General features: G+C 36.7%; 13 protein-coding genes. 1 reads left to right on the plus strand and 12 read right to left on the minus strand.

The window, feature by feature from the left end:
* Positions 1 to 7: 7 nt before the first annotated feature.
* The 8 genes from lepB to JHT90_RS10855 form a co-directional block, all read right to left on the minus strand.
* Positions 8 to 988 (minus strand): signal peptidase I, encoded by a 981-nt coding sequence (gene lepB, locus JHT90_RS10820; RefSeq protein ID WP_201095845.1) that lies wholly within the window; start codon positions 986 to 988, stop codon positions 8 to 10.
* A gap of 169 nt (positions 989 to 1,157) precedes the next feature.
* The gene (gene lepA, locus JHT90_RS10825; protein WP_201090831.1) at positions 1,158 to 2,957 is read right to left on the minus strand and encodes a translation elongation factor 4; all 1,800 of its coding nucleotides are present in this window, start codon (positions 2,955 to 2,957) and stop codon (positions 1,158 to 1,160) included.
* Between the two features lie 176 nt (positions 2,958 to 3,133).
* A complete protein-coding gene (locus JHT90_RS10830; protein ID WP_201090833.1) occupies positions 3,134 to 4,540 on the minus strand; it encodes a DegQ family serine endoprotease in 1,407 nt (468 codons plus the stop codon).
* 157 nt (positions 4,541 to 4,697) lie between these two features.
* The gene (locus tag JHT90_RS10835) at positions 4,698 to 5,672 is read right to left on the minus strand and encodes a MucB/RseB C-terminal domain-containing protein (protein ID WP_201090842.1); all 975 of its coding nucleotides are present in this window, start codon (positions 5,670 to 5,672) and stop codon (positions 4,698 to 4,700) included.
* A 117-nt stretch (positions 5,673 to 5,789) separates the two neighbouring features.
* Positions 5,790 to 6,329: a sigma-E factor negative regulatory protein gene (locus JHT90_RS15335; protein WP_201090844.1), complete on the minus strand. Its 540-nt coding sequence runs from the start codon at positions 6,327 to 6,329 to the stop codon at positions 5,790 to 5,792.
* A gap of 46 nt (positions 6,330 to 6,375) precedes the next feature.
* Entirely contained in the window at positions 6,376 to 6,954 is a 579-nt protein-coding gene (gene rpoE, locus JHT90_RS10845; RefSeq protein ID WP_201090846.1) for an RNA polymerase sigma factor RpoE, read from the minus strand.
* A 138-nt stretch (positions 6,955 to 7,092) separates the two neighbouring features.
* Positions 7,093 to 7,536, minus strand: coding sequence for a protein YgfX (locus tag JHT90_RS10850; protein ID WP_201090855.1), 444 nt, complete (start codon positions 7,534 to 7,536; stop codon positions 7,093 to 7,095).
* The gene (locus JHT90_RS10855; RefSeq protein WP_201090856.1) at positions 7,520 to 7,777 is read right to left on the minus strand and encodes an FAD assembly factor SdhE; all 258 of its coding nucleotides are present in this window, start codon (positions 7,775 to 7,777) and stop codon (positions 7,520 to 7,522) included. Before JHT90_RS10855 ends, JHT90_RS10850 begins: the two co-directional genes overlap by 17 nt.
* Positions 7,778 to 7,978: 201 nt before the next feature.
* Between JHT90_RS10855 and ygfZ the strand changes: the two genes are divergently transcribed.
* Positions 7,979 to 8,926 carry a CAF17-like 4Fe-4S cluster assembly/insertion protein YgfZ gene (gene ygfZ, locus JHT90_RS10860; protein ID WP_201090858.1) on the plus strand — a complete coding sequence of 316 codons (948 nt, stop codon included), beginning with the start codon at positions 7,979 to 7,981 and terminating at the stop codon, positions 8,924 to 8,926.
* 46 nt (positions 8,927 to 8,972) lie between these two features.
* Here the strand turns inward: ygfZ and JHT90_RS10865 are convergent, their stop codons facing one another.
* From JHT90_RS10865 to JHT90_RS10880, 4 genes are read right to left on the minus strand one after another with little or no spacing between them, the layout of a single operon-like run.
* The gene (locus tag JHT90_RS10865; protein WP_236253920.1) at positions 8,973 to 9,743 is read right to left on the minus strand and encodes a penicillin-binding protein activator LpoB; all 771 of its coding nucleotides are present in this window, start codon (positions 9,741 to 9,743) and stop codon (positions 8,973 to 8,975) included.
* Between the two features lie 10 nt (positions 9,744 to 9,753).
* Positions 9,754 to 10,350, minus strand: a complete 597-nt coding sequence (lpoB, locus tag JHT90_RS10870; RefSeq protein WP_201090860.1) for a penicillin-binding protein activator LpoB — start codon at positions 10,348 to 10,350, stop codon at positions 9,754 to 9,756.
* Positions 10,351 to 10,381: 31 nt separating this feature from the next.
* Positions 10,382 to 10,741 carry a YcfL family protein gene (locus tag JHT90_RS10875; protein WP_201090861.1) on the minus strand — a complete coding sequence of 120 codons (360 nt, stop codon included), beginning with the start codon at positions 10,739 to 10,741 and terminating at the stop codon, positions 10,382 to 10,384.
* A 54-nt stretch (positions 10,742 to 10,795) separates the two neighbouring features.
* The gene (locus tag JHT90_RS10880; protein ID WP_201090862.1) at positions 10,796 to 12,118 is read right to left on the minus strand and encodes a COG3014 family protein; all 1,323 of its coding nucleotides are present in this window, start codon (positions 12,116 to 12,118) and stop codon (positions 10,796 to 10,798) included.
* Between the last annotated feature and the right edge of the window lie 53 nt (positions 12,119 to 12,171).

The following is a 12,171-nucleotide window of genomic DNA, read 5'->3' on the forward strand; positions in this document are numbered from 1 at the left end:
CGAGATATTACTTAATTAACCTATCATTAGAAAATGAAGGAATATTCTCCAGTTTTCTATCAGGCCAGTGCATCCATACTAAAAACGCTTTACCTACAATATTCTCAGCTGGAACCATATACATTTTATCATCATTGACAATTCTATTAATCTCTTGTTGAGGTGTATTTTGATCTACAAAATCCTCAATCCAAAAACGACTATCTTTTGAATTATCACGATTATCACCCATCATAAAATAATAACCCTCAGGCACAACCCACTCCTGCATAGGCTTAGGTGAAACATTATGCCTACTTGGCATTTTGTAAATACTGTGTTCAACATCGCCTAATTGTTCTTTATATAGCTGATAATCAACAGACTCTTTACGGGTTTCCACTCTTTGTAGCAATTGATTATAAACTTGCATTTGCTCCACTACGGTATCCTTACCAACAGAAGTTTCACCCACCAGCTGCCCATTGACATACAGTCGTTTATCTTCTGTGTACCTAATATGGTCGCCAGGTATACCAATAACCCGTTTTATATAATCAATTTCTGGATTAGGTGGATAATGGAAAACAGCTACATCGCCACGTTGTGGTTTATTAATGGGAATAATTACCTTATTAATCACTGGTAAACGAATACCATAGGCAAATTTATTAACCAAAATAAAATCACCAACCAGTAAGGTTGGCTTCATTGAACCAGAAGGAATTTGAAAAGGCTCGACCAAAAAAGAACGAAGCACAAACACGATTAACAGTACAGGAAACAAGGAACGAATAAATTCAAAAACTGCTGGGCCTTGACTTAACTCTTTCACTAACTGCTCATCTGGCTCAGTAACACTTTCTTTATAAGCCTTAACAGCCGCCTGACGCTTTGCCGCAAAAAATAAGCGATTGATAACTACCACTAACAAAGAAATAACAGTTGCTAATGTTAAAATCAGGGTAAAGTTAAAATATTTAACCAGCACTAACACCACAAACACCATAATGGCCAGTGGTCCCCATGAGTAAGCTAGCGCCACATACGCAGGCGGCTTACTACCATCCGCTTGGCCTGCTTGCACTGTTCCCAATACAAACTTATCTAATGCCATAATAAGAATGGCAACAACAGAAAGCACTCCAAATATAATAAATAAATTCATTATCTAGTCCTTAGCTATCTACCTTGAGTACAGCTAAAAATGCCTCTTGGGGAATTTCAACATTACCTACTTGTTTCATGCGTTTTTTACCTGCTTTTTGCTTCTCAAGTAGTTTTTTCTTACGTGTTGCATCACCACCATAACATTTTGCTAATACATTTTTTCTTAATGCTTTTACGGTTGTTCTAGCGACAATCTGACCACCCAATGCTGCCTGAATAGCAACATCAAACATTTGCCGTGGAATTAACTCTTTCATTTTTTCAGTGAGCGAGCGTCCCTTATTAGCCGCCCTATCCCGATGCACAATTAATGCTAAAGCATCTACTTTTTCACCATTAATTAGTACATCCAATTTTACTAAGTTTGCTGCTTGGAAACGGTCAAAACTATAATCCAATGAAGCATAACCGCGGCTGACTGATTTCAAACGGTCAAAGAAATCCAATACCACCTCATTCATTGGGATGTCATAGCTCACTTGCACCTGACTGCCCATAAACTGCATATCCCTTTGTACACCACGTTTTTCAATACAAAGTGTAATTACATTACCTAAATGCTCTTGGGGTACTAAAATATTCGCCTGAACAATGGGTTCACGCATTTCATCAATCATGGTTGGATCAGGTAATTTAGATGGATTATCCACATAAATAACCTCACCACTTTTCAACAATACTTCAAATACTACAGTTGGCGCAGTAGTGATTAAATCTAAATTATACTCACGCTCTAAACGCTCTTGAATAATCTCCATATGGAGCATACCCAAGAAGCCAATACGGAAGCCAAAACCTAGGGCATCAGAGCTTTCTGGCTCGTATTGTAGGGCAGCATCATTTAAGGTTAATTTTTGCAGTGCCTCACGAAAATCTTCAAAATCATCAGAGCTTACAGGAAATAAACCCGCATAAACTTGTGGTTTTACCCGTTTAAACCCTGGTAATACAGAAACCTCAGGGGTATTAGCATGAGTTAGTGTATCTCCAACAGGCGCACCATGAATATCCTTGATACTAGCAATCACAAAACCCACTTCACCTGCTTTAAGTGATTCGGTGGTGGTATGTTTAGGTGTAAACACCCCTACACTGTCCACTAAATGAGTTTTACCTGTTGATTTAACGAGGATTTTATCGCCTTTCTTGATAGAACCATTACGCACCCGAACAAGCGACACTACACCTAAATAGTTATCAAACCAAGAGTCGATAATCAATGCCTGCAATGAATCATCAATTTCACCTTGTGGCGGAGGAATTACTTTTATTAGACGCTCTAAAACATCCTCTACCCCTATACCACTTTTAGCACTACACACCACTGCATCGGTGGCATCAATTCCAATAATATGTTCTATTTCTTCTTTAACACGTTCAGGTTCTGCTTGTGGTAAATCGATTTTATTCAATACAGGCATTACTTCTAAACCCTGCTCAATGGCTGTATAGCAGTTAGCAACTGACTGCGCTTCAACACCCTGTGCGGCATCTACCACTAACAGAGCGCCTTCACAGGCAGCTAAGGAGCGGCTTACCTCATAGGTAAAATCCACATGGCCTGGTGTATCAATAAAATTTAATTGATAGGTTTCGCCACTCTTTGCTTTGTAGTAAAGGGTTACACTGTGAGCCTTAATGGTAATACCACGTTCACGTTCTAAATCCATAGAATCGAGAACTTGTTCCTCCATTTCGCGATCGGCTAAACCGCCACAAACTTGGATAAAACGGTCAGCCAAGGTAGATTTACCATGGTCTATATGGGCAATAATTGAAAAATTACGAATATGTGTTAAATCACTCACAGGTTTTACTCAAGAAATAAATTAGCGTCAGTATTATAACTTAGTTTTATCATTAATAAGCTGTTTATGGTTTTACAAATACCCTTGTAACCATTTTAACAACCCATAAAAAAATAGCGGGTAAGTGTAACCTATATCTTGATTACACACTACCTGCTATTTATTATTTAACGGTCTTATTCTGCTAATTTAAATGTGATATAGGTTGAAAAACCATTCCTTAAGATTCGCATGGCAGATGTTTTATCTTTAGGTAATTTATCAATCAACTGTTTAAACTCATTGGCTGATTTCACAGGCTGATTATTTAGATGGGTAATCACATCATTAGTACGTAATCCCATTTGTTGTGCTAGACCGCCTCGTTGTACTGTTCTGATAATAACACCTTGTTCTACCGCTAAACGTTGCTTTTGTTCAGCCGTTAAATCATCAACCACTAAGCCCATTAAATTGGCTTTACCATTATTAGATTCTACTCGACCAGTAGACACTACATTTTTATCATCTGGTAATGTCTCTGTGACAATAGAAATATTTTTATGACTTCCCTCTCTTACAACCTGTAAATTGGCTTTTTGACCAGCATTTAACATACCTACGATATGGGGCAAATCAGCAGAACGATTTATCGCTTGATCATTAACTGATAACACCACATCCCCTACCTGTAACCCACTTTTAGCAGCAGGTCCATCAGGTAAAACATCAACCACTAATGCACCAGCAGGTTTAGCAAGACCAAATGATTCAGCTAAATCTCTACTAACCTCTTGGATAATTACACCCAACCAAGCGCGCTGTACTTTACCAGAAGTTTTTAATTGATCAGCCACATTGATGGCGACATCAACAGGAATAGCAAATGACAACCCCATAAAACCACCTGAACGCGTGAAGATCTGTGAATTTATACCCACTACTTCACCATTCAGATTAAATAATGGCCCTCCAGAATTTCCTGGATTAATAGCTACATCTGTTTGAATAAAAGGTACATAGTTACTTTCAGTACCTAAACTTCTGCCCTTAGCACTTACCACACCTACTGTAACGGAATGGTCAAAACCAAAAGGAGAACCAATGGCCATTACCCATTCCCCTACTTTTAACGCCTCAGACTTGCCCATTTTTACTACAGGTAAATTGTTTGCTTCCACCTTTAACAAAGCCACATCAGTACGAGAATCAGCACCTACTAAGGTAGCTTTTAACTCACGACGATCTGATAACCTCACAATAATTTCATCAGCGCCATTTACCACATGATTATTCGTTAAAATATAACCATCATTGGAAATAATAAACCCAGAACCGAGTGAGCGGGTTTGTTGATATTGAGGATAATTTGGTGTTTGTTCACGGAAGAACTCGCGAAACATAGGCGGAATATCCTCCATATCTGGTGCTAACCTATTATAGTTATTAGCAACCTTTTTAGAGGTACTGATATTAACCACAGCTGGCGAGACTTGTTCCACTAACTTAGAAAAATCTGGTAAGTCAGCCGCTTGTAACAAACTAATCTGACCAATACAAACTATAAATAATAATTGAAATAAGTGCTTTATTAGCTTTTGCATAGTTACTCCCACAAACATGTAAATTTCCTACATGGCTTGCAATTTTAATATAAAGATAATTTTTTTAAATAACTAATCTATAGCCTATTTTTTACAAGATATGAATAAATAAGCCCACACTCTGGTGGGCTTATTTATAACCTTAAAGTTTAAATTATTACTGATGGACGGATAACGCTATCCGTTCTGCAGTGGAGAGAGGGATTTCGCCAACCACTGTAATTAAATATTGTTTGTTATCACGTTTAACCGTGACTTTACGAGAAACCACGATCATTGCACCAAAATGTCTTTCAATCTCAGCCATACGAGGATCCGTCACAGGCTCAATAAATACTGAAAAAGTCACTAAGCCATCACTATAGACAAAATGATCATCTTTACTATTGGCTTTACTAATAGCCCTTTCTAAACCAAAACCTTTTGGTTTCCAACCAATTATCCAAGGTGACTTATTGTCTTTTAGTTCTTTATAAGTAACATTAACACAGTCATCTAATGGGGTAGCTGTAATATCTTCACGGGGAAATGGAGTAAATTGGGAGAACTGGCCGCTTTCTAAAATATTATTATTGGTATCTAAAAAAACAAACTGTAAAGGAAATGAGGTTTGCTTATCGAATGCTAATTTATAAATATACCGATCACCCTCTTTTGCTCTAAAAATTAATTCATGAGCAACTCTACCGCCTATCATTAAATCAGCTGGCGATACTGTTACTGTATAATCTTCTAATAAATTATCTATCTCTGATTTGGTTATTGACTGTAAAATATTGACACGAAAGCGACTCTTATAGCCTTTAGTTACACATTTAACTTGACCATTAAGTCTTAAAAAACCCTCATTGCTGTCAACTTTCTTTACCCACTGCGTTACCTGTCCATCTTCGCTTACTTGCTGATGTATGTAAATTTCAACATTATAGCTAGGACGGTTATAACTAAATACACCTTTAAAACTTTGACTGGTTTCAGCATCAATAATGTGCTCTAGATAGGTTTTAGCATCCACTGCATCTTGTTGTATTGCTAATGCTGACAAAGAAAATAGTAAAAAGTAAACTATTGCGCCTAACCTTAGTAATATTACTGTTGAAAAACACCGCAGAGACTTATTCAACAATTTCATTAATTACTATCCTTCTACAGTTTATTCTATTAGGAATAATACCAGAACTGTTGCAACTACATTGATCAAACTAAATATGAGAAAAAGCCTAATAAGTGATATTAGGCTTTTAAAAAATTAATTAGATATTACATCAGCTGAATAGGGTGTTTGATCGTATTCATCGATCACAAACACACCTTGCTTTTCATGACGATCAATAAAATCAGATAATCTGTTTTCAATCCATTGCTCATTAGAAGCAATATTTAAACCTTCAACGATAACCTCTTCATTTTGTGCATAAGAAGTTACTGAAGCAGACAAATCTTCATCGTTATTAATGAAAAAAACCACTGATAAAGTTATTGCCATAATAGAGGCAGCAACTGCAAACTTACCTAAATGATTCCAAAACTGCGTTTTATAATGCACAGCAGCAGAAACTGGTTGCTTACTAGCAATTTCCTCACTTGCAATAGCTTCAGACACAGCCGAAGCAATATCAAGCTTTGGGAAAATTACTTGCTCCTGCATGACTGAACGGGCAATTTGATAACGCGACCAAGTTGCCATTATTTCATCATCTGCATGAGCTAATAAACGACGGATTTCTAAATCATCTGCTGCATTATCCATCAATGCTGATAATGAATCCTTCAAATTTTCATTACTCATAATGGCACCTTCAATAAAATTTACCTAATAAACACTTAATAGATAACTAGTTTTCCAACAATGGTTGCAAAGCGTTATCTACTGCTTCCCTAGCCCTAAAAATTCTAGATCTTACTGTTCCTACAGGACAATGCATAACTTCTGCAATCTCCTCATAACTTAGACCATCAGATTCACGTAAAGTTAGCGCAACACGTAAATCTTCAGGTAATAAACGAACCGTCTTATGCACGACCTGCTCAATTTCATCTCGTAACAGAGTATGCTCAGGTGTGTCGATATCCTTTAGACCACTATCACCAAAAAACAACTCAGCCTCACCTGCATCCACATCAACATCAGGGGGCCTACGGCCTTTAGCTACTAAATAATTTTTCGCAGTATTAATAGCTATACGATACAACCACGTATAAAAAGCACTTTCACCACGAAAACTACCTATTGCTCGATAAGCTTTAATAAAGGCTTCCTGAGCAACATCTTGAGCTTCCTGCATATCGTGTACAAAACGTAAAATAAGACCATAAATTTTATGCTGATACTTTAATACCAACATATCAAATGCTCTTTTGTCACCTTGCTGTACCCGCTCAACTAACTGTTGATCCTGTTCTTGGGTTAACATGCAGACACCCCATACGTCTGAGACTTAATCTGCATCATCAAATCCATTGCTCTTTTAATTTGACGACACAATAAAAAAAAAGTTCTGTTTAATTATAAAATTTTGTTACAACTGTGATAATAATCTCAACTCTATTTCTCAATCAGTTAAATAACGTAAATATAACTTAAGCTTGCGATAATCACTATCCGACATCACATCAGACGGCAAACATAATGATAAACGCTTTCTATCCCCTTCAACGCTAAATTGCAAAATTATAACCGCTGACAATACAACACTGTCAGAAGAATATAATTTTATTACCTGCCAACCTATCTGTTGGTTGTACACCAGCCAATTCTTTGAAGTTCTACGTATCGCCGTAAAAGAAGTAGGTAATATAAATAAAATATACTCCCTAACTACCTTAACCACATAAATAGAAAATATTACTGCGATTAATATTCGCCAACCAAAGACCATGGGTAATTGGTAAACAATTAATAACGCAATTCCATAAAATAGTAGAAATAAATAATATAATCGTTTTGACGCATGCCAATGGCATTCAAACAAGTTATTATCAAGCTGGTTGTACACGTGCCAAAATCATTTGAACCATTCTTCTTAAATCAGCATCTTCTGGCTCATCACGTTGCATAAACCAACCAAATAAATCTTGATCTTCACAACTTAATAATTTTTTAAAACGTTCTTGATCTTGTTGATCTAGACTTGGATATACTTCTTGCACAAACGGCATTAAAAGTACATCAAGCTCTAACATCCCCCGACGGCAATGCCAATATAACTTTTTTAATTCCAATTCATTATCAGACATAATAAAAACCCTTTTATGACTCTCCATTATATCATATATTTTAGCAAAACAACTGTTCCAAAAAGCCTCTAGCCTAATCGGCTTATACTTATATTAAGTCTAACAACAGACTGTTAATTCTAAAAACAATGCTATAATTTAACACAAGTACGCAACCGAACCTTTTAATATCCCTCAGCTTTTCTAAATGGATAAGTTTTTATGACAACGCCTTTTTTCTGTCTCTTAAACCATGAAAGTATTATCGCTATACAAGGCATAGATAGCAAAAAATTTCTACAAGGACAAATTACTTGCAATCTAAACTACCTTAGCACTGAACAATCAAGTTTAGGTGCCAGTTGTACCCCCAAAGGGCGAATGGTCTCTAGTTTTAGGCTTATTGAACAATCAACTAATAACTACTTGCTCAGCTTAGATAAAAACTTATTTGAAAAGCAATTAGCTGATTTTAAAAAGTATGCTGTATTTTCAAAAGTTACCTTAGAAAAAGCAGATCAACAATGGCTTCGTTTTGGCTTACAGGCTACTCCAGAACAATTATCTTTTTTAGAATTAGCCATACCCCAACAAGCTAATCAAGTTGTACAACACCCAAGCCAACAATATTTCCTCATAAATATTAGCGAACAACGTTATGAATTATGGGTTACCCCTGCACAGCGAGCCACCATTAAACCTTTACTAACTCAACAGCTAACAGAAAAACCACTGAATGATTGGTTATTAGGGCAAATTAGAGCAGGAATCGGACAAGTATTTATAGAAAATAGCGAAGAATTTGTACCACAAATGATCAACCTACAATCAGTAGGAGGCGTCAGTTTTAAGAAAGGCTGTTATCTAGGCCAAGAAATTGTTGCGCGTATGCAATACCTTGGTAAATTAAAACGTCATCTGTATCGTTTTGCATTAGATCAACAAGATTTACCAAGCATTGGTACTGATTTATTCTCCACAGTTCACCAAACCAGCGTTGGTCGTGTGGTATTAGCTGCCCATACAGAAGATCAAAAAATAGAGCTATTAGCTGTCACACAAGATGAAGCCATAACCAATGAACTATGGCTACAAGATAATCAAACCAATTTATTAAAACTGCTAAGTATTCCTTATCAAGTTAACCCTGAAGAAGAAATAAAGCACTAACATAAAAAAGGGGTAATCAATACCCCTTTTTATTAACTGCCAGCAATTACTTACGTCTAATCACCGTAGGTGGTTCATCCGCAGGTACATTATGACGAACTGGTGGATTATAGCCATCATCAGGTAATTTACCTGTTAATTGTTCAACCACCTGATTAGTGACATCCTTACCTAAAGCTTTAGATACTTTACTCACTAACTTAGCACGATCCAAGGTTACCTTTTTGTCTAAACTATTGACTAGTTTTAATTCTTTAGCCTCACCCATAGCAGTAAAGGCTGCCTTAATCTCATGGGTTTGCGTATTAATTAAATTAAACTCAGCCACTACCGTAAGATTAAGTGACTTAGAATAAGTATTGGTATGCTGGATATTCATCACATTATCAGAAAACTGAATATCTGACACGCGACCGAATAACACATAATCTGCACCATTAAAATCACCCTGATCGATACGTGCAATGATGTCATTAATGTTATCAAAATCAGGATCACCAGAATAAGGACGACCTTGAATTAAATCAACTAAACCTGATTTCTTAAGATCACCCTTAATATCACCTACAAACTTACGTAACTCTGTCTGATTAACATAGGTATATGTACCTTCAACATTACGATAATCAGATGTTGTGTTATTAGAGTAACTACCCGCTGAATGAGTATTAGCATTGTGAGTAGAGTCAACTACGCGAATATAGTCCTTGACCTGCTCTTCATAGGCTAAATCTGTGACAGCTACCTTAGGTTTAACTTCTTGAGCAAAAGCACCAAGAGATAAAGTAGCTACTAGTAATCCAGTTAATATACGCATAATCACCTACTTATCGATTTTGGGTTTTGCGGATTTCTTTTTCATCCATCCACTCAGACAAACCACTTTCTACATCAAATAGCTCTAAAGTAAATTTGTAATAAACATCTTTTATATTTTTAGTTTTCTTATTAATTGAAGTTAAAGTACCTTCTAAGCGGTATTTAGCAGCAATCATATTACCTGTTTTAGCTACGGTAGATTCTTTATATAAACCACTGTCATTTTGCAGTTTAAGCTGATCTACTTGGCTTTGCATTCTCGTATTATCACTTGCAAAACGCGCTACACCTGATTTCATTAACTGATTTTTAATAGAATCAGTCACACTACGAGTATCGATATATTCTGCTGTTTTATTTTGTACATCATACACTTGAATAACAGGACGGCCACGTAACACACCTGATTGTGCTAAAGAACGTGACATCTCTTCTGCAATCATTTGTAAATCTGTAGAACCAAAATCAATAGTAGCAACTTCTACCGCTTTTGGATCACCATAACTAACATCTTTTTCACTTCTCACCATCGGAGAATTATCAGCACAACCTGCAAGCACTATGGCAGCTGCTGCTAATAAAGAAAGTCCACGCGTTTTTAACATACTAACATCCTCTTAAATAAGCTACTAATCATTAAGGCTCTTGAAGTTCGATACGGAAATCTACTGCCTGCATAACAGGTGCAATACTATTGATATAAGTACTTTGCTTACCGTAGATTAACTTACTTTTCCACGTTTCTTCATTACCTACAGGGTAACCTTGATCATCTAACCATTGGAAACGGTAATTAATATTTTGATTATAACGAGACGTATTTTCCACAGCCACTTTAATCACCAAAAACCCATTCTGTCTAGATTTTTGCGCTTCAATGACCTCAATATGCTTAACCTTACCCATTTCAACCACATTAGGATGCTTATTCGAACAGCCTGCTAACATAAGCATTGCCATCACTAATGCACCGATTAATTTTAAATGTAGACGCATATCTATCTTCCCTCAAATTAAATAACCACTTATTATCAGTATAGCTCAAGATGATTAAGGTATATAAATTTTATTTCCTATTTGTACCAACTGAACCACCTGATAATTATTACTAATCATTACATCAAACTGTGTACCATTAGGTAAGTTTATGGTTTGCTTTCCTTTTGGTAGTGTTAAACGCGCTATTTGCATACTCTCTGGCAACGTACGCCATGTTCTTAAATCCGCTTGCTCTAAAAGCGCACCTGCTAGCCCAAAAGCCAAGCCTGCCCAAGGGCTAACTTCTTTATTTAACTGTTGTTGGGCAACAGCACGGGTTGCAGCACGGGTAACCGTTCTTATTAAAATCATAGGTAAATCATCGCGCAATGCACGACGAGACATCGCATCCACACTGGTTACTTCTGTTAACGGATAGTTTCGACCATTCACTGTAATTGCATTAAATTTCGAGCCATAGCCCACATCATTAATCACAGGTAATGAAACAGATATTTGAATAATTCCACTATTGGTTGGAATAGGGATGGATATACTCAATGAATCCCGCTTGGGTGCCAGACCAGACTGCATAATAATCAACACATCACTTTGATTAGCAGGCCGATTAATATTACTTGTAAGATTTTTTAACGCCTCTTTTAACACAGGCGCATCTGGCCTTAACTCAATCGCATTACGATAGCCCGGTGCAGCTAAATCTCTATCCCCTAGCGCCTCATAAATATAACCTGCTAAATAATGACTAAATGCGCTCTGATAGCTATTTTTTAAATTGACAACACTGGGCGTATTTAAAGTAGCCACAGGATAACCATTTAAATCTTGAAACTGGGTATTAATGCCTTTTTCTTGCGCTATTTGTTCTTGTTTATAGTAGAGTAGATCATGCACCTTAGCAATAACCGCTTCCCGTTCATGGGTTTGTCTAATAGCCACACGAGCAGAAGACCAATCACCCATAGCTAAATAATTAAGAGCCATCTGGGTGGTTAACATCACCTTTTCATAATCATAACCATCATAACGTCTGATTTTGTCATTTAACAAAAAGGCCATAAAATTATTAACATATCTTGCTGGATCTACTTTTACAGAGTCTTCCCATGCTTGCACTTGCTGATTAGCAGACATCCATGCTGCTTGGCTAGCTTGCAAATCACCTTTCAGCCTAAGCAATTCACCTTTTTCAAAATAATAGAGTAAATCTTTCTGCTCTTTCTTATTATTACTCTCTAAGATAGTTAAGGCAGCGTCAACATCGCCCACATTAATTTGCTGGCTAATAATCGTTAATTCTCTATCATAATTGCGGACAGTAGAACAACCTACTAAAAAGAGCATCAACAACAGGGCATAGCCGATACGCAACATCTATTAGACTCCTCTTAACCTGTGCCCATTGCTAACACTATGATGCTCAGTAT

This window comes from Entomomonas asaccharolytica (assembly GCF_016653615.1).
GTDB lineage: Bacteria > Pseudomonadota > Gammaproteobacteria > Pseudomonadales > Pseudomonadaceae > Entomomonas > Entomomonas asaccharolytica.